The organism is Nocardia sp. NPDC050799 (assembly GCF_040654015.1).
In the GTDB taxonomy this organism is placed as follows: domain Bacteria; phylum Actinomycetota; class Actinomycetes; order Mycobacteriales; family Mycobacteriaceae; genus Nocardia.
Genome location: NZ_JBFAHF010000002.1, coordinates 169,307 through 192,344, shown reverse-complemented (window position 1 = coordinate 192,344; position 23,038 = coordinate 169,307). Strand labels below are relative to the sequence as shown.

The following is a 23,038-nucleotide window of genomic DNA, read 5'->3' as shown; positions in this document are numbered from 1 at the left end:
GGCCCGGGGCGTATGTTCCTCCATCGTCAACTCACCCGACCGCGGAGAGATATTCGCTGTAGAACAGGGAGAGGCCGGCGGCCGAGGCCATCGCGGCCAGCAACCAGAACCTGATGATCACCGTGGTCTCCGCCCATTTGCTCAATTCGAAATGGTGATGGAACGGCGCCATCTTGAACAGCCGGTTGCGGGTGGTCCGGAACACCGCCACCTGCAGCACCACCGACGCCGCCTCGGCGACGAACAGCGCACCGATGACCACCATCAGCAGTTCGGTGCGGGTGGTGATGGACAGCCCGGCGAGCAGCCCGCCCAGGGCCAGCGACCCGGTGTCACCCATGAAGATCTTGGCGGGCGCCGCGTTCCACCACAGGAACCCGATGCACGCCGCGGTGCCGGCCGCGCAGACCAGGGCCAGGTCCAGTGGATCGCGCACGTTGTAGCAGCCGGTCTCGGGTTTGGTCTCGCATGAGTGGTAGTACTGCCAGAACGTGATGACGACGTAGCCGCCGAGCACCAGGCTCATCGACCCCGCGGCCAGACCGTCCAGGCCGTCGGTGAGGTTCACCGCGTTCGACCAGGCCACCACGATGAGGCAGACGAAGGCCAGGAATACGACCACGCTCATCGAGACGGTGTTGATATCGCGCACGTACGACAGCTGCCGGCTCGCCGGGGACAGTCCGCTGCCACCCGGGAACTGCAGCGCCAGCACTCCGAACACCACCGCGGCGGTGATCTGGCCCAGGTACTTGCCCGCGGCCGTGAGCCCGAGATTGCGGCCCTTGCGGATCTTGATGAAATCGTCGATGAATCCGACCACTCCCAGCGCGGTGGCCAGGCCCAGCACCAGCAGCGCGGAGGCGGTGGGACCTTCGGCCTCGTAACCGATTCCGATCAGATGGGAGCCGAGATACCCGGCCCACATGCCGATGATGATCGCCACGCCGCCCATGGTGGGCGTACCGCGTTTGGACTGATGGCTGGCCGGGCCGTCGACCCGGATCTCCTGCCCGAAACCCTGCCGGGCGAATATCCGGATCAGTAGCGGGGTCAACAGGATCGACACCGTCAGTGCGATCGCCGCCGCGAACAAGATCTGTCTCATCGCACTGCCTCCGTGCTCACCCCGTCGGCGGCGCCGGCGCCGCCGGGTGCCGGTGTGCCGGCACCCGTGTTCTTCTCACCCTCGGCCAGCAGCTGTTCGGCCACCGCCCACAGGCCGACCGATTGCGATGCCTTCACCAGCACCACGTCACCCGCGCCGACTTCGGCGGCGAGCAACTCCACGGCTGCTTCGATATCCGGGACGAGCACCGATTCCTCACCCCATGAGCCTTCCATGACCGCTCCCTGGTGCATGCCCCGGGAGGGTCGTCCGGTCCCGACCACGACGAGCCGGTCCACATCCAAGCGGACCGCGAGGCGGCCGATCCCGTCGTGTTCCACCACCGATTCCGGGCCGAGCTCGGCCATTTCACCGAGGACGGCCCAGCTGCGCCGCGGGGTGTCACCCGACCGCGCCATGGTGACCAGCGCTTTGAGCGCGGCCCGCATGGAATCCGGGTTGGCGTTGTAGGAATCGTTGATCACCGTGACCCCGGCGGTACTCGTGCGTACGTCCATCCGCCGCGCCGACGCCGCCCGGGCGCCGCCGAGCGCGGTGACGAGGGTGTCGAGGTCGGCGCCGCACTCCAGGGCCACCGCGGCGGCCGACAGCGCATTGCCGACCTGGTGTTCCCCGTGCACGGCCAGGGTGACCGGCCGGTCGCCGAGCGGTGTGTGCAGGGTGAACGAGGCACGGGCCTGTTCGTCGAGAGTGGTTGCGGTGGCCCGGATCCGCGCGCCCGTGGAATGCCCGACCGTCACCACCCGGGCCGCTGTCCGCGAGGCCATCGCGCTGACCTTCGGATCGTCGGCGTTCAACACGGCCAGACCGGTTTCGGGCAGCGCCTCCACGAGTTCGCCCTTGGTCTGCGCGATCGCCTCGCGGCTGCCGAATTCGCCGAGATGCGCGGTACCCACATTGAGGACCACCCCGATACTCGGGGGCGCCACCCGGGCCAGCGCGGCGATATGCCCGGGCCCGCGCGCCGACATCTCCAGCACCAGGAACCGGGTGTCCGGACCGGCGCGCAGGGCGGTCCAGGGATGCCCGAGTTCGTTGTTGAAGGAGCCGGGCGGGGCCACCACCGGTCCCAGCGGTGCGAGCACCGCCGCCAGCAGATCCTTGGTGGACGTCTTACCCGAGGACCCGGTGACGCCGACCACGGTCAACCCACCGGCCGCGACCAGCCGCGACACGCTTTCCCGGGCCAGCGCGGCCAGCGCGGTCAGCACCGCGGCGCCCGCACCGGTCGAATCATGGCTCAGCGCAAGCGCGCTCGACGGCACCGACCCCGGCGCGGGGGGCACGACGATGGCCGGCACCCCGACCGGCCGGGCGGCCAGTACGGCGACCGCGCCGGCCTCGATCGCGGCGGCCGCGTAGTCGTGGCCGTCGACGCGCTCGCCCGGCAGCGCCAGGAAGATATCGCCGGGACCGATCCGGCGCGAATCGAATTCGACCGAACCGGTCACCCTCACCTCCGGGTCACCGACGTCGTGCAGCGTTGCGCCCACGACCTCGGCGATGTCCCGCAGTGTCATTTCGATCATGAAACTGTCAAGTCCTCCGCGCCCGTCGACCACGAACCGTTGTCCGCGCCCCCGGGACTGTGCCGCAGTGCCGAATCGATCGCCGCCGCGAGTACTTCGCGGTCGTCGAACGGATATTTCACCCCGTTGATCTCCTGCCCTGCTTCGTGGCCCTTGCCGGCCACCAGCACCACATCACCGGGGTGCGCCCAGTCGACGGCCGCCGCGATGGCCGCGGTCCGGTCGCCGATATCGCGGACCTCGCCGCGCTGTTCGTCGGCGACGCTCTGCGCGCCCGCGACCAGCGACGCGCGAATCGCGGCCGGGTCCTCGGTCCGTGGATTGTCATCGGTGACGATGAGCAGATCCGCGCCGCGCGCCGCGGCCGCGCCCATCGGGCCGCGTTTACCGGTGTCGCGGTCCCCGCCTGCGCCGACCACCACCGCCAACCGGCCCCGGCTCCCCGCCGTGGCCAGGTGGGTGCGCAGCGTGGCGATCACCGATTCCACGGCGGCGGGTTTGTGGGCGTAGTCCACCAGGGCCAAGAACTCCTGCCCGCGTTCCACCCGCTGCATCCGGCCGGGTACATCCACCGTGGCCAGTGCGGGCGCGGCGGTCCCCGGCGGCACTCCGGCGGCCGCGCACACCGCGACCGCGAGCAGACCGTTGGCCACGTTGTAGTCACCGGGCAGCCGCAACCGCACGGGCGTCTCGCCGTCCGGTCCGGCCGCGGTGAACTCCTGTTCACCGCCGTGCGCGCGGGCGGGACCGGCCAGCGACCAGTCCGCCGGTCCGGTGGTCGCCACCCGGATCGGCGCGGCGAGGCCGTCGGCGAGACGGCGGCCCCAAGCGTCGTCCACACACACCACGGCGGTACGGGCGGCGACCGGGGACTCCGGTTCGAACAGCCGGCGCTTGGCGGCGAAGTAGTCCTCGAAATCGGCGTGGAAATCCAGATGGTCCTGCGACAGGTTGGTGAACGCGCCGACCGCGAACCGCACCCCGTCGACCCGGCCCAGCGTCAGGGCGTGGCTGGACACCTCCATCACCACCGCGTCCACGCCCTGCTCCACCATCAGCGCGAACATGGCGTGCAATTGCGGCGCCTCGGGCGTGGTGAGCGCGCTCGGGACCCGGCGGCCCCCGATTCTGGTCTCGATGGTGCCGATCAGGGCGGTGGACAGACCACCCGCGGCAAGTCCGGCCTCCACCAGATACGACGAGGTGGTCTTACCGGAGGTGCCGGTGATCCCGATGATCCGCAACCGCTCGGACGGATGTCCGTAGATCGCCGCGGACAACTCGCCGAGGACGGCGCGCGGATCCTCCCGCACCAGGACGGGTACCGGCAGGTCACCGGCCAGTTCCGCCCCGGCGGCGTCGGTGAGTACGGCGACCGCGCCGCGGGCCACGGCGTCCGCGGCGAACCGGGCGCCGTGCGCCCGGGAGCCGGGTAACGCCGTGAACAGATCACCGGGCAGAACCGCGTCGGAGCGCTGCTCTATCCCGGTAACGAGTAGGTCGGTGGCGACCGGTGGCCGAAGTTCGGCGTCGATCAGATCCAGCAGGTCGGGCAGCGGTGTCGACAGCGGCCGGGCCGGCCGCAGCGAGGGCTGGCTGGACTGCGCGGGCACAGGATTCCTCTCTGCATGATGAAGCGCGGATACGACGACGAGTCAGGTTACCGACGCCGGATCACGGTCGGGTAAGCCGGTTCGCCGAATCACGACGCCTGCAGGACGAACTGCCGTTCCGGCTCGCTCGACGGCGGAATCCGATCCCGCTGCAATGCCCAGGAGGCGATGTCGTGGAACAGCGGTGCGGCCGACTGCCCGCCGCTGCCGTCGGAACTGCGCACCGGCGCGTCGAGCATCAGTCCGATGACATAGCGCGGGTTGTCCGCGGGCGCGATACCGGCGAAGGTGATCCAGTACGAGGAGCTCGAATAGCAACCGCAGTTCGGGTCGACCTGCTGCGCCGTCCCGGTCTTCCCGGCGATCCGGTATCCGTCGACCGCGGCAGCGGCACCGGTCCCCATCTGCACTCCGGTCGGATCGTTCTGCACCACCGACTGGAACATGGTGCGCAGTGTGCGCGCGGTCTCGGGGCGCACCACGCGCACCCCGTCGGGCGCCGGCTCCTCGGTGCGGGTCCCGTCGGGCGCGACGGTGGCGCGCACGATACGCGGCGGCATCCGGAGCCCGTCGTTGGCGATGGCCTGGTACATACCGGTCATCTGCAAGGTGGTCATCGAAAGTCCCTGCCCGATGGGCAGGTTGGCGAACGTACCGCCGGACCACTGGTCCCGGGCGGGCAGCAGACCGGAACTCTCCCCGGGCAGTCCGACCTCGGTGCGCCGGCCCAGACCGAAGCGTTCGAGCATATCGGCGTACCGGTCCTCACCGATCCGCTGCGCCAGCATCAGGGTGCCCACATTGGAGGACTTACCGAAGATCCCGGTCGTGGTGTAGGGGACCACGCCGTGTTCCCAGGCGTCCCCGACGGTCACCCCGGACATATCGATGCGGCCCGGAACCTGATGCACCTCGTCCGGCGTGGTGAGACCGTATTCGACGGCCGCGGCTGCGGTGACCACCTTGTTGACCGAACCGGGTTCGAAGGGCTGGGTCACCGACGGGTTGTCCAGCCCGGCCGGGTCCCAGTGCTGCGGACCGAGCGCCGGATTGAACGTGTTGTCGTTGGCCATGGCCAGCACCTGGCCGGTTTGGGCGTCCAGTACCACCGCGGAGGCCGATTTCGCGCCCGAGCGATCCTTGGCCTGCTGCACCTGCTGCTGCACATGGTTCTGCAGGTAGGAGTCCAGGGTGAGTTCGACATTGTTGCCGTCGACGGCGGGCTGGCGGTCCCGGAGACTGCCGGGAATGACCGCCCCGTCGGAGCCGCGGTCGTAGGTGTAGGAGCCGTCGGTGCCGGCGAGCGCCGAATCCAGCGAGGCCTCCAGCCCGACCCGGCCGTGGCCGTCCCAGCCGGTGGCCCCGACGATATTGGCCGCCAGCGAACCGCCCGGGTATTCGCGCAGGTCCTGGCGTTCGGTACCGACCTCGGGGAACTTCGCGGTGATCTCGTCGGCTTTCCGTGGGTCGACATTGCGGGCCAGGTACACGAAGGTCTGGTCGCTGCGCAGTTTCTCCAGCAGCTCGGCTTCCTTCGGCCCCTCGTCACCGAGGATCTGGTGGACGGTCCGGGCGATATCTTCGAGCCGCCGATCCGGATCGGGCGCCGAATCGTCCTTCGCCTGGGCATCGGCGAGGTCCTTGCGCACCCGAATGGGCTGGAAATTCAGCGACTGGGCGGTGATGGTGAAGGCCAGGGATTTACCGTGGCGGTCGGTGACGGCGCCGCGGGTGGCGGGGAGATCCTGGTAGGCCGTGCGCTGTCCGGCGGCCTGCGCCGACAGCGTGGGTGCGGCGATGGTCTGGATCCACAACAGTTGCAGGGCCACCACGGTCAATGCCACCAGCATGATCAACCGGCCCACGCCGAGCCGGATCCGCACCGGTCCGTTCGGCGTGGAGCGTCCACCCGGACGTGACCGCCGGGGTGGCTGCCGGGACCCGCCGGGCGCGGATCGCGCCACCTCGGCGGATCGCTTCTTCGTTTTTCCGCGACCGGTCGCGGCCCGGGATCTCGGCGCGGAATCGCGCCCGCGCCCCGACCCGCGCCGGTTCATCGCATCTCCTCACCCGCCGTAACGGGCGGCAGCGGCGCGACCGAGGTGGGTTCGACATCGCCCGGCGTCTCCGCCGGCGCCGGGGCCACTTCCCCGGCCGGAGCGGACGCGCCTGCCGACGCAGTTCCGTCGGCCGGGGCAGGCGCCTCGGCCGGGTCGGTTCCGTCTGCCGGAGCAGCCGGCGGTGCCACACCGTCGGCCGGAGCGGTACCCGCCGGGGCGGGAGCGCCCTCGGCCGCCTGTGGCGCGGGCGTCGGATCGGTCCCCGGGGCCGCGAGCACACCACCCGGGTTCGGCGCGGCCGAGTCCGAGCGCGGCGGCGCCGGGAGCGGCACGATCCGCTCGCCCGGGTCCGCGCCGGAGCGCGGAGTTCCGCCGCGGGGTCCGTTCAGCGGCGGGGCCGGCGGGCCCTGGGCGGGCTTCGGTTCGCCGACCACGGTGACCGTTCCGTCCGCGGCGACGACCAGCCGCGCCGGATCCACCGCCGGGATCATGCCCAGTTCCCGGGCGCGAGTGGCGAGTTCGGGCGGGGAATCGGCGGCGGCGACCTCCCGCTGCAATGCCGCGCGTTCGTCGGAGAGCACCCGGTTGGCCTCGCGCGCGTCGCTGAGCTGATAGCTGTCCTCGGCGGCGCGGGTGGTCAGGACCAGTGTGAGCGCGAGACCACAGCCGAACATGGCAAGGATGGCCGCGACGAACGGGCCGCGACCCGCCAGCTCCGACCGCGGCGCGGCCACCGGCGCCGTGCCGGACGGCCCGCCGGTGCGCTGCCGGCGCCGGGCGTAGGCCCGCTGCGCGGCCCCGGATTTCACCCGCTCCGCGTCGTGTACCCGCCGAGCCGGTCGCCCGGTCTCGGTACGTGTGCTCACGCTCATACCTGACACCCCCGTATCGGTGTGATGGCCCGCGGTTTCGGCCCGCGTACGCCTGTGCTGTGGTCCGTAATGCCCAGCCGGTGCTCCCCTGACACCACTATTTCGCGAACACCGATGTGATCTCCGCATCCGGCACCCGCACCGTCGTACCGCAATCGCGGCACGCGGACAAGCGAATTCGCTGCTCCGCGGGCCACCGCTGCGGCATGGCCGGTGCCGGTGCCGGGCCTCATCCCGCGTCCTGCACGATCTTCTCGGCGGCGCGCATCCGGACCGGCGCGGCGCGGGGATTCTCCTCGATCTCGGCGGGCCCGGCCTGTTCGGCGCCCCGGGTCAGTATGCGGAACTCCGGCCCCATACCCGGGAGTTCGACCGGAAGTCCCACCGGTGTGCGGGATTTCGCCCGTTCGGCCAGCTCGTGTTTGACCACCCGGTCTTCGAGCGACTGATAGGACATGACCACGATGCGGCCGCCCGGCCGCAGGGCCGCCAGCGCGGCCGGGAGGGCCGCGCGCAGCGAATCCAGTTCACCGTTCACCTCCACCCGCAGCGCCTGGAAGGTGCGCTTGGCCGGATGTCCGCCGGTCCGGCGGGCCGGCGCGGGGATGGTGTCGTAGAGCAGACTCACCAGTTCGGCACTCGTGCGCAACGGCTGCCGGGCGCGTCGCCGCACGATCTCGGCGGCGATCCGGTTCGCGAACCGTTCCTCGCCGTAGACCCTCAGCACCCGGGCGATCTCGCCCTGGCTGTAGCTGTTGAGCACATCGGCGGCGGTCGGGCCGGTGGTCGCATCCATCCGCATGTCCAGCGGGGCGTCCACAGAGTAGGCGAAACCCCGCTCCGCCTCGTCCAACTGCATGGACGAGACCCCGAGATCCATCAGGATGCCGCTGACCGAACCGGTGGCCGGCAGACCGGCCTCCGCGAGCGCGGCGGCGATTCCGTCGTACCGGGTGTGCACCAGGGTGATCCGGTCGGCGTAGGGCCGCAGCCGGTCGGTGGTGAGCGCGAGCGCGCGGGTATCGCGGTCGAGGCCTACGAGCCGGAGATCGGCATGGGTGCGCAGGAAATATTCGGCATGACCGCCGAGCCCCAGTGTGGCATCGAGGTACACAGCAGCCGGGCCGTCGAGCACCGGGTCGAGCAATTCGGCGGCGCGGGTGAGCAGAACAGGGACGTGTCTCGTGCCGTGCTGCTCACGGTTCAAATCGACCTCCCGGACTCGTGCCTCGCTCCGTGACGACCCGATTCGGGTCGCATCCGCACCCCGGATGGATGCGGATCACCGGCGCCGAAGCGGGTGAACAATTGATTGCGCGAGATGCGGCCATGCCGCCGTTCGATCCGGCGCGTCCACGGGGTGAGCGACAGAAGGAAATCGGTGACGTAACGAATGCCGCGGGGTCTCTGACCGAAGCGGCACCTGGCGTCGGGGAAGTACGTCAGGGTCCGCATCCGGGCAGAGGCCGCGTGGCACTCGCGCGGGCTAGAAGATTCCGCCCAGTGCCTCGTCTCTCGCTTGTGCGTAGTCCTCCTCGTGCTCGGCGAGGTAGGTCTCCCACGCCTGCTTGTCCCATATCTCCAGGAAGTCGACCGAACCGATGACCGTACAGTCGCGGGTGAGGTTGGCGTACCGGCGATGTTCGGCCGACAACACGATCCGGCCCTGCGTGTCCAGCCGCTGTTCGTCCGTGCCCGCTGCCAGCGCCCGGATGAAGGCCCGCGCCTGCGGGTTGCTCCGGGAAGCCGACGCGGCGCGCCGGGCGAGCGCACTGAACTCGTCCTTCGGATAGACGGCAAGGCTGTGGTCCTGTCCTTTGGTGACCATCAACCCTCCCGCCAGATCGTCTCGAAACTTCGCGGGCAACGTGAGTCGCCCTTTGTCGTCCAGACGAGGTGTGTAAGTACCGAGAAACAACCCGATACCTCCTACCGGACCACCTCGAATGGTGTTGACCGGCTACGCCGGTCGAGTGCCTCGCGGCCTCTCCTGTAGTGCGCGCTCCACATTACCCCACTTTCCCCCACTTTCAATCGAAACACGGGGTGATGTGCCTCCCCGGCCGTCGGATTCCGCAGGTCACCCCAGCTATCACCGGCCGGGTGGCCTTTTCGCGGACTCTGCCTCCCTGCGCGCGTCTACGGCCCCCCACTCCGGCGGGTCCCGTCAACTTCCAGCAAACCCTCCGTTCACGCCTTCACGGCCGGGGCGGTGGGGCGCAGTGGGGGAACCCGGTGGGACGGGGTGGGAGAAGGTGGTCCGGCGCACTTTCCAGCGGCCCGGCCGGTCACGCGCGCATCCCGCGAGCTAACGGGTACGGCACAGAGGCAGACAGCGGTGCCGCCCCCGGGAACGGGTGCGGCACCGCTGTCGGCTGCAGGGCCGGCGCGAACGCCGGGCGGCTACTCCTCGAACCTTCGGCGGAAGCGATCCTCCATGCGCTCGGTGAACCCACCGGAGCGCCGCGGACGCCCACGCCCGCCGGCCGCTCGTTCCGATGATCCGGGACCGGCGGAATCGCCCGGTGCACCACTGCCGTGGCCGGGCGTGGCGCCCTTGGCGCCGCCGAGCAGGAGCAGTACTCCGGCCCCGAACATCACGATGAACCCGATCAGACTGATGATCGGAAAGCCGCCGGGTCGCACCGGAAGGGCGATACCCGCGACGAGTAGGACGAGGCCGAGTACGAACAAGGCCGCGGCCTGGAGTCGACGGCGACTCGAGGTCGTACGAAGACGTCCACCGCGGACGGACGACGCGAACTTCGGGTCCTCAGCATAGAGCGCGCTCTCGATCTGTTCGAGCATGCGCTGCTCGTGCTCGGAGAGTGGCACGGTACCTCCCCCGGCACTAGGTCGTGGCTGTCGCCTCCGGGTGGGCGACAGATAACCCCTTGGCGGCTATCTGTCATCAATGATACGAGTTCGCCAAGAGCGGTACCACCATATGGGTGCAGCCGAACGAAGTTCGTCGCCGGATCGATTCCCGCGCGGGCCGAATCCGGAGGTCCGGGGGTCGGCGGTGGTTCCTACCGGCGCGCGTCGTCTCCGTCACCGGCGGCGCGCAGCCGGGCGGCCGGCGCGATGAGATCCTCGACGTCGTGCAGGAACGCAGCCACCCGCGCGGAGAACTCGTCGGCCGCCGCCTCGCCGATCTCCCGGGGCAGCCCGGCCTCCAGCGCCGCGCGGGTCGCGGAATGGCCACTGAAGTAGTCCACCCACATCACGAATTCGGGGGCGGCGCGCTGCAACATCACCCACGCGTTACGGGAGCGGGCCCGCGGCGCGGTGTCGGCGCCGGTGAGCGCCAGCACCGCGCCCGCACCGCGCAGAGCCGCCAGGTAGGCCACGCGGAAACGTTCCCGCGGATCGCGCTCCCCCGCCGCTTCCATGAGCAACCCGTCGGCGCGCCGCAACAGCATTTCCGCCCGCCCCGGTTGTACCGGGTACACGCTTCGATCCGACATAGCCGTCCCTCCATGTCTCGCCTGTCACCCCCCGCGGCGGTCCACCGGTATGGCAGGCTGAGCGTGCACCGTGGGGGCGAACAAGTTTTCGAACGTTTGGCTCGAGCTTGAATATAGAGACGACCACCGACATGTTCGTGTGCCGAAACCCACCACCCTGCCGACCGCGAAAGAGCCCACCGATATCGCAATGACAGCCGTCAAGTCGAACAATCTCCCCGTCCCGGTCGTCGTCGACCTCTCGGAAGCCGCGCTGCGCGCCCGGTTGCACGACGCCCTGGCGGTCTACGTCGCAGCCATGGACTATCCGCACGGCACCGAGCACCATCGGGCGCCGATGTGGACCGAGCACACCCACCGCACGGGCTGGCACGCGGTCGCCGCGGTGGTGCCCGAGGACAATGGCGAGTTCGACCTGCGCCATTCCCCGATCGTCGCCATCGCCTACGGCTATCGGGGCGGCCCCCATCAGTGGTGGCAGCAGCAGGTGCACGCGGGGATGCGCCGCTCCGGGTGGCCGGAGCCGGCCATCGGGCAGTTGCTCGGCGACTATTTCGAACTCACCGAGCTCCATGTGCACCCGAGCGCGCAGGGCCGCGGTATCGGCGCGATCCTGCTCCAGCGGTTGCTGCGGGACCGCCCCGAGCGGGCCGTGCTGCTGTCCACCCCGGAGGTCGGCGAAGAGGACAACCGGGCCTGGCGCCTGTACCGGCGGATGGGTTTCCGCGACGTGCTGCGGAATTTCGTGTTCGCCGGCGACAACCGCCGTTTCGGAATCCTCGGCCGGTCACTGCCCCTGCTGCCATGAGTGTGGTGATCACCGGTTCCGGCCACAACGCGCTGGTGGCGGCCTGTTACCTGGCGCGGGAGGGTCGCCGGGTCCATGTTCTGGAGCGCGATACGGTCCTCGGCGGGGCCGTATCCACCGTGGAGCGTTTCCCCGGCCACCGGGTCGATCGCGGCTCCTCGGCCCATCTGATGGTCCGGCACACCGGGATCATCGAGGAGCTCGAACTGGAACGCTTCGGCCTGCGGTACCTCGACTGTGACCCCTGGGCCTTCGCCCCGGCCTGCCCGGAGACCGGGGCGCCGCCGATCGTGTTCCACCGTGATCTCGGGCGGACCTGCGCGTCGGTGGCCGCCGCCTGCGGCGACCGCGACGCCGCGGCCTACCGGCGTTTCGTGGACGTCTGGGCGCCGCGGGCGCGGCGGGTGATGCGCTCGTTCGGCGGCGCGCCCACCGGCGGCCGGCTGTTGCGCTCGTTCTGGGGACTGGACGCGCGCGACGGCGGCAGCGCGCTGTCCCGGGAATTCCTGCAGTCCGGCGATGCGCTGCTGGACACCTGGTTCGACGACGAGCGGCTGAAGGCGGCACTGGCGTGGTTCGGGGCGCAGTCGGGACCGCCCATGTCCGAACCGGGAACGGCGCCGATGGTGGCGTTCGCGGCACTCATGCACACCCTGCCGCCCGGCCGGGCGGTGGGCGGCAGCGGTGCCCTCACCGAGGCGCTGGTAGCCCGGTTACGCGGGGACGGGGGCGAGGTCACGGCCGGCGACGCGGTCACCGCGCTGACCCGCCGGGTCGACGGCTGGCGGGTCCACACCGCGGCCGGGCGCGACTACGACGCCGACACGGTGATCGCGGGCACCCATATCCTCACCACGCTGGAACTGTTGCGTGCGGGCGGCTTCGATCCGGCACCCCTGCGGGGGTGGCAGCGGCAGATCCGGGTGGGCCCCGGGATCGGCATGGTGGTGCGGGCCGCGACCAGCGATCTCCCGCGGTACCCGGGCGCGACGCCCGCCGAATCGGCGACCGGACTGCAACTGCTGGTCTCGGACCGGCGCCGGTTGGCGCTGGCGCACGGGAGTGCGCTGGGCGGGCGGTTGCCACCCCGGCCCGTCGTGCTCGCCATGAGTTTCAGCGCCCTGGACCCGAGTATCGCGCCCGCCGGGCAGCATCAGCTCTCGCTGTGGTCGCAGTGGCACCCCTACCGGCTCGCCGACAACGGCGGATGGGCCCGGCACGCCGAAACCGAAGCGGACCGGATCATCGGCGAACTGGATCGGTACGCGCCCGGGTTCGCGGGCTCGGTGCTGAACCGGCACATCCAGACGCCGGTGGATCTGGAGCGCGAGATGGGGCTGCTCGGCGGCAATGTGATGCATGTGGAGATGAGCCTGGACCAGATGATGCTGTGGCGGCCGCTGCCGGAACTGTCCGGGCAGCGGGTGCCCGGCGCGCCCGGCCTCTACTTGACCGGGGCGTCCACCCATCCCGGGGGCGGCGTGTCCGGAGCCAGCGGGCGTACCGCCGCGCGCCTGGTACTGCGCGACAGCCGCGGGTTCCGCCGGTGGATACGCCGCTAGCGGGACCGGCGGCCGGGCGGCGGCGGGACCTGCTTCCCGCGGGTCTGCTCGTCGTGCTGGTCGGCACGCAGATCGCCTACCCGCTGACCACCGGTCCGGCCCGCGACGCGGTGACGGTGGCCGTGGTACTGCTGACAGCCGGTACGGCCCTGCTGCACGCGGCGGTGACGCGCGGGATCGGCTACGCGGCCGGGTTCCTGGTGATCGTCTCCGGAATCGGCCTGGTGGCCGAGGCGGTGGGCACGGCGACCGGGATTCCGTTCGGGTCCTACGACTACGCGGACGGGCGGATCGGACCACAACTGTTCGACGTTCCCTTGGTGGTCCCGCTCGCGTGGACCGGCGGACTCTATCCGATCTGGGTGGTCGCGGGCCTGCTGTGCCCGCGGCCGGCGGCTCGGCTCGGCGCGACCGCGGTGGGCGCGGTGGGCTGGGACCTGTTCCTGGACCCCCAGATGGTGGCCGACGGGCAATGGCAGTGGCGGCACACCGAGTCGGGACTGCCCGGTCTGGCGGCCATCCCGTACACCAACTACCTCGGCTGGCTGGCGGTAGCGGCGGTGATGGCCGCGACGCTCACCGTATGGGAGCGCACCGCGCGCGGACCCGAGCGGCCCGCGATCCCGGTCCTGATGTTCCTGTGGACCTGGCTCGGCTCCGCGCTGGCGCACGCGGTGTTCCTCGGACTGCCGTATTCGGCCGGCTACGGGAGCGTCCTCCTCGGGTTCCTCGGGGTTCCGCTGCTGGTCCGGCTGGTTCGCGACGCCACCGGACGCGGGGCCGGCCACGATCGGCGAACCGTCGGGCCCGTCGCATGGCGTCGGTGAGTTCCGGCCTGGCACCATGTCATCCGTGCCTCCGAGTCCCGTTACCGCGAAACCCGGCTCCCCGGTCCCCGTTCCGCGCTCGCGCCGCCCCCTGCGGGCGCGGATAGCCGCAGCCCTCCTCCTGGCCGCCCTGCTCACCCCGGCGCTGGCCGGCTGCCTGCGTGTCCAGGCCTCGATGGGCCTGTCGTCCAACGACCGGGTGTCGGGCCGGATCGTGGCCGCGGTCGTCCCGGAGAACAGTGACGACAAGGGCCCGCAGCTCACCGCCCCCGAGACCCTGGCGGCCAAAGTGCGTATCGAGCCGTACAACCAGGACGGGTACATCGGCAGCGAGGTGTACTTCGACGACCTCAACTTCGGCGAAGTAGAACAGCTGTCGCAACTTTCGGAGCAGGCGCAGGGCCTGTTCGACCTGCAGTTTCAGCGCAACGGCGACCTGGTCAGCCTCAACGGCCGGGTGGACCTGGAGACCCTGGCCCCGCACGGGTCCGATGTACAGCTGAGTGTGGCGTTCCCGGCCCGGGTCGCCAAGACCAACGGCAACCGTGAGGGCGATTCGGTGGTCTCCTGGAAACTGCCCGCCGGCGAGGTCAGTACCATCCGCGCCGAGGTCGGTTACGCCGATCCGAACACGCGGTCCTTCGCGGGCTGGGCCGGAATCGTCGGCGGTATCACGCTCGCGGTCGCGGCGGTCGTCATCGCCCTCGCCTATATGGACCGCAATCCGCCCCGGCCGGGCGCACCGGCCGGTTTCTCGTTGCGACGCTGGTGGGACGAGGTCAAATCCAACGCGTGAGACCCCGGCGGTGGGTCCGGCGCGCGGTGACCGGCGGGACCGGTATCGCCGTGGCCGGTGCCGCGCTCACCGCCTGGAACCGGCGCACCGTACCGCGACTGTCCCCCGCGCCCGCCCCGGTCACCGAGAACGTCACCGTCTGCGTGCCCGCGCGTGACGAGTCCGCCCTGCTCCCCGGTCTGATCGCCGATCTGCGCGCCCAGACCGGGGTGGCGCGGTTGCGCATCCTGATCCTCGACGATGCCTCCGGCGACGACACCGCCGAGCGCGCATTGCAGGCGATAGCGGGCGACCCGCGCTGCGAACTGCTGCGCGGTACCACCGGCCCGCCGCCGGGCTGGACCGGCAAGGCCGCCGCCTGCGCCGCCCTCGCCGAGCACGCCCGGCAGGCCGGCGGCGGAACCGGGGCACTCGTCTTCCTCGACGCCGATGTCCGGCTCGCACCCACCGCGATCGCCGCGGCGGTGGCGTGTCTGCGGGAACGCGGTGTCGCGTTGCTGGCGCCCTGGCCGCGGCAGCGGGCCGAGACCGTGGCCGAACGTCTGGTGCAGCCGCTGCTGTGCTGGTCGTGGGCATCCACTCTGCCCGTCGCGTGGGCCGATCGCGGCACCCGGGGTTCGACCGTCGTGTCCTGTGGTCAGTTCCTGGTCGTCGACGCGGCGCGGTATCGCGCGGTCGGCGGTCACGCGGCGGTCGCCGGCAGTGTCACCGAGGATCTCGATATCGCCCGGGCCCTGCGCCGCGCCGGTGACCGCACCGCGGTGGCGGCCGCGGGCGGACTGGCGCGCACCCGGATGTATCGGGACGCGCACGAGCTGGTGACCGGCTACGACCGCTGGCTCTGGTCGGCCTACGGCGGTTCGGTCGCGGGTGGGGCCGCGGTGGGCGCGGTCGCCGCGTGGACATACTGGCTGCCTCCGGTGACGGCCGTGCTGGGCCGCGGCCGGCTGCGCCGGATCGGCCTGCTCGGGTACACCGCCGCGGTCACGGGCCGCTTGCTGGCCCGCGCCCTGGAGTCGGGCCGCGGACCGGACCGCGGCGACCTCGCCGACGCTCTCGCCCACCCCGCCTCGGTCGCCGCCTACCTGTTGCTGTGGCAACACTCACACCGCGCTCGCCGTCGCAACGCGCTGACCTGGCGGGGACGCCCTCTGCTACCCGGCCAAGAGCTGGATTCTCGATGATTCTTGGTCTTGTGCCCGCCGGGCGCCCGGCCGGATGATGAACCCGCCCGGCACGACCGGCGGGCAGGGCCTCGCGGCCCGGGTTTCGAGGAGGCTGCACCATGACCATCGTCGGCCACACCAGCGTCGATACCACGTGGACGCAATGGCTCGAGCGATGCTCGGTCCGGCTGCGCAGCCCGCACAGCCTCAGCGAACCGGTCGCCCGCCACCAGCTCAGCGAATCACCGGAACTGCTGCCGGGCCTGCCGGGCACCTGGTGGGTCATCGACGGCCGGGTGTTCATCGCGGCCAAGCCCGGCGACCGCCTGGACCACGCCGGTGAGCGGATCGCGGGCATCGAGATACTCGACCCGGTCGACGGCGCCCCCGGACTCATCCTGCGCCACGACGACCGCGCGCTCGAAGTGATCCGCCGGAACGACCGGATCACCGTCCACGTCTACACCCCGGCCGACTGACCTCTCGCCCCCGCCGGCCGGCGCCGGTCAGGCGCTGATCGGCGCGGTGGTGACGCCGTAACCCAGATTGGTCAGCACCTCACCGGTCGCCTTGGCGAAGTTCAGGGTGATGAAGTGCAGACACGGTGCGCCCTCGGCGATCAACCGTTCCCCCATCTCGGTGGCGATCTCGATCCCCGCGGCCCGGACCGCGGCGCGATCCTCCTCCGGCCCGGATCCGGCGGCCCGGTGCAGCCGTTCGATCACCCGTTCCGGCAGCGGCCGGCCGCACAGCTGCTCGGCCCGCTCGACCGTGCGCAGCGACGTGATCGGCATCAGTTCCGGAATGATCGGTTTGGCGCCCTCCACCGGGTCCAGGGCGGCGACCCGATCGCGCAGTCGTAGGTACTCGTCGACGTCGAAGAACATCTGGGTGATCGAATACTCCGCGCCCGCACGCAGTTTCGCCGTCAGATGGGCGGTGTCATGGTCGAGATCGAGCGAACGGTGGTGTCCCTGCGGGAACGAGGCGACCCCCACATGGAAATCGCCGAGGTCACGCACGATGCGCACCAGTTCCTCGGCGTACTCCACCCCCTCGGGGTGTTTATGCCATTCGCCCAGCGGATCGCCCGGCGGATCACCGCGCAGCACGAGAATATTGCTGATCCCGGAATCGGCGTAGGCCCCGACGATCGACCGCAGCTCGGCGACGCTGTGCCCGACCGCCGTGAGATGGCCGACCGGCAACAGGGTGGTCTGCAGGGCGAGTTCACCGGTGACCCGCACCGTGCGCTCCCGGGTGCTCCCACCGGCACCGTAGGTCATCGAGACGAACGCCGGATGCATCCGCTCGAACGTGCGCACCGCCCGCCACAACCGCTGCTCGCCCGCCTCGTCGCGGGGCGGGGAGAACTCCACGGAGAACGGCACCGCGCCATCGGCGTGCCGGCACAGGCTCTGCACGACCGAAGGCGTCGCGGAGACGTTCGGTGACGTGGGGGACGGCCGGCCAGGGGTCGGGAGTCCCCGCGCGTTGTCGAAAGTCACCGGCTCAGTCTAGAGCCGCCCGGCATTCTCCCCGATCCTCTCCCACCGCCGCCACCGGATCCGAGTCCTGGGCGCGCGCGTATTCTGCGATCAGGTCCCGCCGCCGCGGCGGACGCACGTGGGTAAGCGGCTACCGGCGCCCCCGGTTCCGGTAGCCGCTTACCCACGCAATCGACGATCTGGGAGGTCACCCTGTCTGCCGGAACCGGTATCCCGACGCGGTCGGGTCCTCTCGCGGCCGTTCCCGGGACGGCGGCGTTCGCCGCGGCCGTGGAGCAGGCACTGACCGAATTCTTCGTCGGCCGTCGCGAGCCGGTCGCCGAGCTGGGCCCGGTATTCGCCGGCAGTGTCGAGGCTTTGGAATCGTTCACCTTGCGCGGCGGTAAGCGCACCCGCCCGGGTTTCGCCTGGATGGGCTGGCTGGGCGCCGGCGGCGATCCCGCGAGTGCCGCGGCGGCGCCCGTACTCCGAGCCTGTTCGGCTCTGGAACTCGTCCAGGCCTGCGCGTTGATCCACGACGACATCATCGACTGCTCCCGCACCCGCCGCCGCTTCCCGACCGTGCACGTGGACTTCGAACAGCGGCATCGGCAGGCGGGCTGGGCCGGGGATTCCGCCCACTACGGCGAATCGGTGGCCGTTCTGCTCGGCGATCTGGCGCTGGCCTGGGCCGACGATATGGTGCACGACGCCGGGCTGGACGCGGCGGCGCTGGCGCGCTTCGCCCCGGTGTGGGCGCGAATGCGCACCGAGGTCCTGGGCGGGCAGCTGCTCGATGTCCACGGCGAGGCCAGCGGCGACGAATCGGTGGCCGCGGCGCTGCGGATCAATCGCTACAAGACCGCGGCCTACACCGTGGAACGCCCGCTGCATCTCGGCGGGGCGCTCGCCGCCGCCGACGCCGGGCTCATCACGGCCTACCGCACCTACGGGACCGATATCGGGATCGCCTTCCAGCTCCGTGACGATCTGCTGGGTGTTTTCGGTGATCCGGCCGTGACCGGTAAACCGTCCGGTGACGATCTGCGCGAAGGTAAACGCACCGTGCTGGTCGCGGAGGCGCTGCAGCGCGCCGCGGAGACGGACCCGGCCGCCGGCGACACCCTGCGCGGCGCGATCGGTACCGACCTGTCGGACGCGCAGGTCGGCGAATTGCGCGCGCTCCTCATCGAACTCGGCGCGGTCGACGCGGTGGAGGCCAGGATCAGCGCACTCACCGAGCAGGCCCTGGGCGCGATCGACGCCAGTTCCGCCACGCCGGAGGCGAAGACCCGGCTCCGCGAGATGGCCTTGGCGGCCACCCGGCGCGCGGCATGAGCGGCGGGGGCAGGCCGGATATCGCCCCGGCGGACCACCGGTACGGGCGGAGGGGCCCGTCGTGAAGTCGGTCCCGGGGCCGGTAGAGCAAGTGGTCGTGGTCGGTGCGGGGCTGTCCGGGTTGGCGGCCGCGCTGTATTTGACCGGCGCCGGATGCGCGGTGACCCTGGTGGAACGGGCCGACCATGTCGGCGGCCGGGTCGGGCGGTACCGGTTCGCCGACTACGAGATCGATTCCGGGGCGACTGTGCTCACCCTCCCCGGACTCGTCGACGACGCACTGGCCGCGGTGGGTACGGACACCTCGAGTGCGGTGCCGCCGCTGCGGATCCGGCCACTGAGCCCGGCCTACCACGCCCGTTTCGCGGACGGGTCCGACCTGCGGGTCTTCTCCGATCCGGAGCGGATGAGCGCCGAGGTGGCGCGCGCCTGCGGACCGGAGGAAGCCGTCCGGTATCGACGGTTGCGAGACTGGCTGGGTCGCGTGTTCCGGGCCGAATACGACGAGTTCCTGGCAACGAACTTCGATTCCCCGCTGGATATGGTGCGGTACCCGGAGAAGCGGGCGGCCCTGCTCCGGCTGGCCGGGCTCGGCGGCTTCGGCCGGTTGGGCACCCGGGTCACCCGGACACTGCGCGATCCACGACTGACCCGGCTGTTCACCTTCCAGGCGCTGTACGCGGGGATGGCACCCGAACAGGCACTCGGCGTGTACGGCGCGATCCCCTATATGGACACCGCCCTCGGCGTCTACTTCCCCGACGGCGGAATGCGCGCGGTCGCCGAAACTCTGGCCGGCGCGTTCACCGCGGCCGGCGGCCGGCTCGAACTCGGCACCGAGGTCACCGGACTCGACTATCGCCGCGGCCGCGGCGCGGCCCGGGCCCGGCGGGTCCTGCTCGCCGACGGCCGGGCCCTGCCCTGTGACGCGGTGGTCCTCACCACCGATCTCGGTGCGCTGGATCGTTTCGGCGTGCGCCCCCGCCGCGGGTTGCGGGCCTCGCCGTCGGCGGTCGTCGCGCACGGCACGGTACCCACCGGCATTACCGGGAACTGGCCGGTGCAGGCCCATCACACCATCGACTTCGGCGCCGCCTGGTCCCGGACCTTCGCCGAGATCACGCCGCGTCGCGGCGGCCGGCTCATGAGCGATCCGTCACTGTTGCTCACCCGGCCCGCACTGAGCGATCCCGGGCTGTACCTCACCCGCGGCGCGACCCGGTACGAACCGTTCTCGCTGCTCGCCCCCTGCCCCAACCTGGATTCCGCGCCGCTGGACTGGTCGCGGCTGGGTCCCTCCTACCTGCGCGAACTGCTCGGGGTACTGGAGCGGCGCGGGTATCACGGGATCACCGAACATTTCACCGTCGACCGGCTCGACACGCCCGCGACCTGGCGCGATCAGGGCATGCTCGCCGGAACTCCGTTCTCGGCCGCGCATCTGTTCCGCCAGACCGGCCCTTTCCGTACCCGTAACCTCGTGCCCGGCAGGGAGAACGTGGTCCTGGCCGGATGCGGTACGACGCCCGGCGTCGGTGTGCCGACCGCGCTGCTGTCGGGAAAACTCGCGGCACAGCGCGTTGTGGGCGAGAATCGCGGGGTCCGGACGCGCGCCCCGGCCACCGTCCGGCCGCCTTCGTGACGGAAGCCGTAAACTGAGCGCCGACCTATTCGCCCGCGGTTGCGACCGCCGACCATCCAGGGGGGAACGACACCAGATGCCAGCCCCCCATATGCACACCACGACCAGCACCGTTCCGGTCGCCGACACCGATCCGGCCGCCTCCGGGCCGTCGCCCGCACGCACGACCGCGGGTGCCGGTCTCGCGCCCGGGTTCTGGAGCCAGGTGCGTATCTGCGGCGATTTCCTGCGCAGCCCGGAAGGCCATGCGGCCCTGCTCGGATTCGCCGGTGCCCTGATGATCACCTTCGGCGGATTCGGCGCCGGCGGCGTCCGCAAACGGGATCCGCTGCTCGAGGCGGTTCACCTGTCCTGGTTGCGGTTCGGCCACGGCTACGCGCTGTCGATGATCTGCGTCTGGGCGGGTGTGCTGATGATGGTGGCGGCCTGGGTCCGGCTGGGCCGGATCACGCTGGGCTTCGGCGGCCACTCCGGTGAGGTGCGGCTCAACGAGCTGCGCGCCATCGTCGGTATCTGGATCGCGCCCCTCATGTTCGCGGTACCCATGTTCAGCCGCGACGCCTACTCCTACCTGGCCCAGGGCGCGCTGCTGCGCGACGGTTTCGACCCGTACCAGGTGGGCCCGGTCGCCAATCCGGGGATCCTGCTCGACAATGTGAGCACGGTCTGGACCACCACCACCGCGCCCTACGGCCCGGCGTTCCTGCTGCTGGGCCGCGCGATCACCGCGGTCACCGGCGACAGCGTGGTCGGCGGCACGATCGCCCTGCGGTTCGTGATGCTGCCCGGCCTGGCCCTGATGATGTGGGCTGTGCCGTACCTGACCAAGCACCTGGGCGGGCGGCCGACCGTCGCCCTGTGGCTGGCGGTGCTCAACCCGCTGGTGCTCATCCACCTCATCGGCGGCGTGCACAACGAGATGCTGATGGTCGGCCTGATGTGCGCCGGGATCGCGCTGGTGCTGGAACGTCATCATGTGGCCGGCATCGTGGTGGTGGCGATCGGGGTCGCGATCAAGGCGACCGCGGGCGTCGCCCTGCCCTTCCTGGTGTGGATCTGGATGCTGCACGAACGCGAGCGCCGCGCCGAGGACGGCCAGCGCGCCGCACTGGCCACCAGCAGCCGCGAGTTCCTGGCCCATCACTGGAAGATGTTCGCCAAGATCGCGGGTCTCGGTCTCGCGGTGTTCGCGGCGGTGTTCGTGGCGGCCTCGGCGATCGCCGGGGTCGGGATCGGCTGGCTCACCGCGCTGTCGGGGTCGCGCAAGATCATCAACTGGTTGTCGCTGCCCACCGTTATGGCACACGCGGTCACCTGGGTCACCCCCTTCGGGCTGGATTCGTCCCTCGAGGTGACCCGCATGCTGTGCATGCTGGCCCTGGTGGTGTTGCTGGTGTGGACCTGGTGGCGGTTCAAACTCAGCGAACGCGATGCCGTCCTGGGCATCTTGATCGCCTTCGTCGCCATCGTGATCCTGTCGCCGGCCGCGCTGCCCTGGTACTACTCCTGGCCGCTGGCGCTGGCCGCCGGTTTCGCGCTGTCCACCACCACACTCATGACCCTGGTCGGTGTCTGTACCTGGCTGATGCTGGTGTTCCAGCCCGACGGTTCGATCGGCCTGTACAACTTCTGGCATGTCGCGGCCGCGACCTTCGCCTCCGTGGTCGCCGCGCTCTCGCTGCGCACCGTCGACCCGCTGCGATTGCGCGGTACTCCCCGGGCGGTTCCCGCGCCCGCTGTTTCCGCCGGTCTGTGAACGGCCGCAGTGGTGTGCGGCCCGGCGCGCCGGCGCCGCCGGCCGACGCCGCCGCGCTGCGGGACGCCTACGAGCACTGCCGCCGAGTGGCCGCCGCGCACGGACGTTCCTACTATCTGGCGACCCGGCTGCTGTCGGCCGACCGCCGCCCGGCGGTCCACGCACTGTACGGTTTCGCCCGCACGGTCGACGATATCGTCGATGATCCGCACCTCGGCGAGCCACGGCGGGCCGTGACCGCCCTCGACGCGGTCGAGCGTCGTCTCCGCACCGCCTGGTCCCGGCCCATCGGCATGCCGATGGCGCCGCGCACCGATCCGACGCTCCCCGCGGCCTTCGATCGGGTCGTCCCCGCGCTCACCGATACCGTCGGCCGGTTCGCCATCGATCCGCGTCACTTCTGGACCTTCCTGGATTCCATGCGGATGGACATCCCCGGCTCACCGCTGTTCCGCAACCGCTACCCGACCATGGCGGCACTGTACGAGTACATGCGTGGCTCGGCCGCCGCCATCGGCCTGCAACTGCTGCCCGTCCTGGGCACCGTCTGCCCGGCGGCCGAAGCCGAACCCGCGGCCGCCGCGCTGGGCGATGCCTTCCAGCTCACCAATTTCCTCCGCGATATCGGCGAGGACCTCGACCGGGACCGGATCTATCTCCCGGCCGCCGAGCTCGCCGCCTTCGGAGTGGACGAAGCACTGCTGATCGACGGCCGGCGCACCGGTCGTACCGATCGCCGCCTGCGCCGGGCGCTGGCACATCTGATCGCCGTGAACCGAGATCTGTACCGCTGCGCCCGGCCGGGCATCGAGTTGCTGACCCCCCGGGCGCGGCCCGGTATCCGGACCGCCGCGGCCCTCTACGCGGCCATCCTCGACCGCATCGAGGACAGCGGCTACGCCGTCTTCGCGCAGCGCGCCGTCGTACCGCAGCGCCGGAGATTGCGGCTCGCCGCGCACGCGGCCCTCGGTACCTGAGGGCCGCGT

General features: G+C 71.0%; 20 protein-coding genes. 10 read left to right on the top strand and 10 right to left on the bottom strand.

Annotated features, from left to right (window positions below; translation table 11 throughout):
* Positions 1-31: 31 nt before the first annotated feature.
* The 9 genes from mraY to AB0H42_RS03505 form a co-directional block, all read right to left on the bottom strand.
* Positions 32-1,108, bottom strand: a complete 1,077-nt coding sequence (mraY, locus tag AB0H42_RS03545) for a phospho-N-acetylmuramoyl-pentapeptide-transferase (RefSeq protein ID WP_030523849.1) — start codon at positions 1,106-1,108, stop codon at positions 32-34.
* Positions 1,105-2,658 carry a UDP-N-acetylmuramoyl-tripeptide--D-alanyl-D-alanine ligase gene (murF, locus tag AB0H42_RS03540; protein WP_357049187.1) on the bottom strand — a complete coding sequence of 518 codons (1,554 nt, stop codon included), beginning with the start codon at positions 2,656-2,658 and terminating at the stop codon, positions 1,105-1,107. Before murF ends, mraY begins: the two co-directional genes overlap by 4 nt.
* Positions 2,655-4,271 carry a UDP-N-acetylmuramoyl-L-alanyl-D-glutamate--2,6-diaminopimelate ligase gene (locus tag AB0H42_RS03535; protein WP_357049185.1) on the bottom strand — a complete coding sequence of 539 codons (1,617 nt, stop codon included), beginning with the start codon at positions 4,269-4,271 and terminating at the stop codon, positions 2,655-2,657. Before AB0H42_RS03535 ends, murF begins: the two co-directional genes overlap by 4 nt.
* Before the next feature lie 89 nt (positions 4,272-4,360).
* Positions 4,361-6,121: a penicillin-binding protein 2 gene (locus AB0H42_RS03530; protein ID WP_357049569.1), complete on the bottom strand. Its 1,761-nt coding sequence runs from the start codon at positions 6,119-6,121 to the stop codon at positions 4,361-4,363.
* Positions 6,122-6,324: 203 nt separating this feature from the next.
* Entirely contained in the window at positions 6,325-7,203 is an 879-nt protein-coding gene (locus AB0H42_RS03525) for a hypothetical protein (RefSeq protein ID WP_357049184.1), read from the bottom strand.
* A gap of 229 nt (positions 7,204-7,432) precedes the next feature.
* Positions 7,433-8,410, bottom strand: coding sequence for a 16S rRNA (cytosine(1402)-N(4))-methyltransferase RsmH (gene rsmH, locus AB0H42_RS03520; RefSeq protein ID WP_357049182.1), 978 nt, complete (start codon positions 8,408-8,410; stop codon positions 7,433-7,435).
* Between the two features lie 279 nt (positions 8,411-8,689).
* The gene (mraZ, locus tag AB0H42_RS03515) at positions 8,690-9,121 is read right to left on the bottom strand and encodes a division/cell wall cluster transcriptional repressor MraZ (protein WP_030523855.1); all 432 of its coding nucleotides are present in this window, start codon (positions 9,119-9,121) and stop codon (positions 8,690-8,692) included.
* Positions 9,122-9,606: 485 nt separating this feature from the next.
* On the bottom strand, positions 9,607-10,038 hold the full coding sequence (locus AB0H42_RS03510; RefSeq protein WP_357049180.1) for a DUF3040 domain-containing protein: 432 nt from the start codon (positions 10,036-10,038) through the stop codon (positions 9,607-9,609).
* A 194-nt stretch (positions 10,039-10,232) separates the two neighbouring features.
* Positions 10,233-10,670: an SAV_6107 family HEPN domain-containing protein gene (locus AB0H42_RS03505; protein ID WP_357049178.1), complete on the bottom strand. Its 438-nt coding sequence runs from the start codon at positions 10,668-10,670 to the stop codon at positions 10,233-10,235.
* Between the two features lie 190 nt (positions 10,671-10,860).
* Here AB0H42_RS03505 and AB0H42_RS03500 point away from each other — a divergent pair, with 190 nt between their 5' ends.
* The 6 genes from AB0H42_RS03500 (at position 10,861) to AB0H42_RS03475 (ending at position 16,308) form a co-directional block, all read left to right on the top strand.
* On the top strand, positions 10,861-11,478 hold the full coding sequence (locus AB0H42_RS03500) for a GNAT family N-acetyltransferase (protein ID WP_357049566.1): 618 nt from the start codon (positions 10,861-10,863) through the stop codon (positions 11,476-11,478).
* Positions 11,475-13,040: an NAD(P)/FAD-dependent oxidoreductase gene (locus AB0H42_RS03495; RefSeq protein ID WP_357049176.1), complete on the top strand. Its 1,566-nt coding sequence runs from the start codon at positions 11,475-11,477 to the stop codon at positions 13,038-13,040. Before AB0H42_RS03500 ends, AB0H42_RS03495 begins: the two co-directional genes overlap by 4 nt.
* A gap of 29 nt (positions 13,041-13,069) precedes the next feature.
* Complete coding sequence (locus tag AB0H42_RS03490) at positions 13,070-13,867, top strand: carotenoid biosynthesis protein (RefSeq protein WP_357049563.1); 798 nt, start codon at positions 13,070-13,072, stop codon at positions 13,865-13,867.
* Positions 13,868-13,958: 91 nt separating this feature from the next.
* A complete protein-coding gene (locus tag AB0H42_RS03485; RefSeq protein WP_357049560.1) occupies positions 13,959-14,663 on the top strand; it encodes a DUF3153 domain-containing protein in 705 nt (234 codons plus the stop codon).
* Positions 14,660-15,847: a glycosyltransferase gene (locus AB0H42_RS03480; protein ID WP_357049174.1), complete on the top strand. Its 1,188-nt coding sequence runs from the start codon at positions 14,660-14,662 to the stop codon at positions 15,845-15,847. Before AB0H42_RS03485 ends, AB0H42_RS03480 begins: the two co-directional genes overlap by 4 nt.
* Before the next feature lie 101 nt (positions 15,848-15,948).
* Positions 15,949-16,308, top strand: coding sequence for a hypothetical protein (locus AB0H42_RS03475; protein ID WP_357049172.1), 360 nt, complete (start codon positions 15,949-15,951; stop codon positions 16,306-16,308).
* Between the two features lie 27 nt (positions 16,309-16,335).
* Here the strand turns inward: AB0H42_RS03475 and AB0H42_RS03470 are convergent, their stop codons facing one another.
* Positions 16,336-17,220, bottom strand: a complete 885-nt coding sequence (locus AB0H42_RS03470) for a methylenetetrahydrofolate reductase (RefSeq protein ID WP_357049557.1) — start codon at positions 17,218-17,220, stop codon at positions 16,336-16,338.
* 327 nt (positions 17,221-17,547) lie between these two features.
* Here AB0H42_RS03470 and AB0H42_RS03465 point away from each other — a divergent pair, with 327 nt between their 5' ends.
* From AB0H42_RS03465 to AB0H42_RS03450, 4 genes are all read left to right on the top strand, one after another.
* Positions 17,548-18,654: a polyprenyl synthetase family protein gene (locus AB0H42_RS03465; RefSeq protein WP_357049554.1), complete on the top strand. Its 1,107-nt coding sequence runs from the start codon at positions 17,548-17,550 to the stop codon at positions 18,652-18,654.
* Positions 18,655-18,715: 61 nt separating this feature from the next.
* Entirely contained in the window at positions 18,716-20,296 is a 1,581-nt protein-coding gene (crtI, locus tag AB0H42_RS03460) for a phytoene desaturase family protein (protein ID WP_357049170.1), read from the top strand.
* A gap of 76 nt (positions 20,297-20,372) precedes the next feature.
* Complete coding sequence (locus tag AB0H42_RS03455) at positions 20,373-22,052, top strand: alpha-(1->6)-mannopyranosyltransferase A (RefSeq protein WP_357049168.1); 1,680 nt, start codon at positions 20,373-20,375, stop codon at positions 22,050-22,052.
* Complete coding sequence (locus tag AB0H42_RS03450) at positions 22,049-23,029, top strand: phytoene/squalene synthase family protein (protein WP_357049166.1); 981 nt, start codon at positions 22,049-22,051, stop codon at positions 23,027-23,029. Before AB0H42_RS03455 ends, AB0H42_RS03450 begins: the two co-directional genes overlap by 4 nt.
* Positions 23,030-23,038: the final 9 nt, after the last annotated feature.

What these genes read in the sequence shown, in the direction of transcription:
- AB0H42_RS03530 (WP_357049569.1), bottom strand. Translation starts at nt 6,121, where the DNA reads ATGCTGGTGGCATTGACCGTGGTGGCCCTGCAACTGTTGTGGATCCAG.
- AB0H42_RS03495 (WP_357049176.1), top strand. Translation starts at nt 11,475, where the DNA reads ATGAGTGTGGTGATCACCGGTTCCGGCCACAACGCGCTGGTGGCGGCC.
- AB0H42_RS03505 (WP_357049178.1), bottom strand. Translation starts at nt 10,670, where the DNA reads ATGTCGGATCGAAGCGTGTACCCGGTACAACCGGGGCGGGCGGAAATG.
- mraY (WP_030523849.1), bottom strand. Translation starts at nt 1,108, where the DNA reads ATGAGACAGATCTTGTTCGCGGCGGCGATCGCACTGACGGTGTCGATC.
- AB0H42_RS03475 (WP_357049172.1), top strand. Translation starts at nt 15,949, where the DNA reads ATGACCATCGTCGGCCACACCAGCGTCGATACCACGTGGACGCAATGG.
- AB0H42_RS03500 (WP_357049566.1), top strand. Translation starts at nt 10,861, where the DNA reads ATGACAGCCGTCAAGTCGAACAATCTCCCCGTCCCGGTCGTCGTCGAC.
- murF (WP_357049187.1), bottom strand. Translation starts at nt 2,658, where the DNA reads ATGATCGAAATGACACTGCGGGACATCGCCGAGGTCGTGGGCGCAACG.
- AB0H42_RS03455 (WP_357049168.1), top strand. Translation starts at nt 20,373, where the DNA reads ATGCCAGCCCCCCATATGCACACCACGACCAGCACCGTTCCGGTCGCC.
- AB0H42_RS03525 (WP_357049184.1), bottom strand. Translation starts at nt 7,203, where the DNA reads ATGAGCGTGAGCACACGTACCGAGACCGGGCGACCGGCTCGGCGGGTA.